This window comes from Kitasatospora sp. NPDC048715, assembly GCF_043198905.1.
Classification (GTDB): Bacteria; Actinomycetota; Actinomycetes; order Streptomycetales; family Streptomycetaceae; genus Kitasatospora; species Kitasatospora lactacystinica.
Map to the genome: position 1 here is coordinate 1333 of NZ_JBICVH010000042.1, position 1502 is coordinate 2834.

Below are 1502 nucleotides of genomic sequence, written 5' to 3' on the forward strand. Positions count from 1 at the left end.
TAGTAGGTGAGCGATGGGGTGACGCAGGAAGGTAGTCCAGCCCGGGCGGTGGTTGTCCCGGGGTAAGGGTGTAGGCCGAGTGATAGGCAAATCCGTCACTCATTGAGGCTGAGACCTGATGCCGAGCCGATTGTGGTGAAGTGGATGATCCTATGCTGTCGAGAAAAGCCTCTAGCGAGTTTCATGGCGGCCCGTACCCCAAACCGACTCAGGTGGTCAGGTAGAGAATACCGAGGCGTTCGGGTGAACTATGGTTAAGGAACTCGGCAAAATGCCCCCGTAACTTCGGGAGAAGGGGGGCCATTCCTGGTGACGAGTCTTGCACTCCGAGCTGGGGGTGGCCGCAGAGACCAGCGAGAAGCGACTGTTTACTAAAAACACAGGTCCGTGCGAAGCCGTAAGGCGATGTATACGGACTGACGCCTGCCCGGTGCTGGAACGTTAAGGGGACCGGTTAGCTTGGATTCGTCCAGGCGAAGCTGAGAACTTAAGCGCCAGTAAACGGCGGTGGTAACTATAACCATCCTAAGGTAGCGAAATTCCTTGTCGGGTAAGTTCCGACCTGCACGAATGGCGTAACGACTTCTCGACTGTCTCAACCATAGGCCCGGTGAAATTGCATTACGAGTAAAGATGCTCGTTTCGCGCAGCAGGACGGAAAGACCCCGGGACCTTTACTATAGCTTGATATTGGTGTTCGGTTCGGCTTGTGTAGGATAGGTGGGAGACTTTGAAGCCTTGACGCCAGTCTTGGTGGAGTCGTCGTTGAAATACCACTCTGGTCGTGCTGGATGTCTAACCTGGGTCCGTGATCCGGATCAGGGACAGTGTCTGGTGGGTAGTTTAACTGGGGCGGTTGCCTCCTAAAGGGTAACGGAGGCGCCCAAAGGTTCCCTCAGCCTGGTTGGCAATCAGGTGTTGAGTGTAAGTGCACAAGGGAGCTTGACTGTGAGACTGACGGGTCGAGCAGGTACGAAAGTAGGGACTAGTGATCCGGCGGTGGCTTGTGGAAGCGCCGTCGCTCAACGGATAAAAGGTACCCCGGGGATAACAGGCTGATCTTCCCCAAGAGTCCATATCGACGGGATGGTTTGGCACCTCGATGTCGGCTCGTCGCATCCTGGGGCTGGAGTAGGTCCCAAGGGTTGGGCTGTTCGCCCATTAAAGCGGTACGCGAGCTGGGTTTAGAACGTCGTGAGACAGTTCGGTCCCTATCCGCTGTGCGCGTAGGAGTGTTGAGAAGGGCTGTCCCTAGTACGAGAGGACCGGGACGGACGAACCTCTGGTGTGCCAGTTGTCCTGCCAAGGGCATGGCTGGTTGGCTACGTTCGGGAGGGATAACCGCTGAAAGCATCTAAGCGGGAAGCCTGCTTCGAGATGAGCACTCCCACCTCCTTGAGAGGGTAAGGCTCCCAGTAGACGACTGGGTTGATAGGCCGGATATGGAAGCCCTGTGAGGGGTGGAGTTGACCGGTACTAATAGGCCGAGGGCTTGTCCTCAG

The 1502-nt window shown here is 56.5% G+C and carries 1 rRNA gene (running past one end of the window); it reads left to right on the top strand.

The features are described 5' to 3' along the window. Positions 1–1500: ribosomal RNA gene (locus ACGFSC_RS42825) — 23S ribosomal RNA — on the top strand; its annotated part reaches 1332 nt to the left of the window's first position; the annotation flags it as partial. Positions 1501–1502 lie beyond the last annotated feature (2 nt).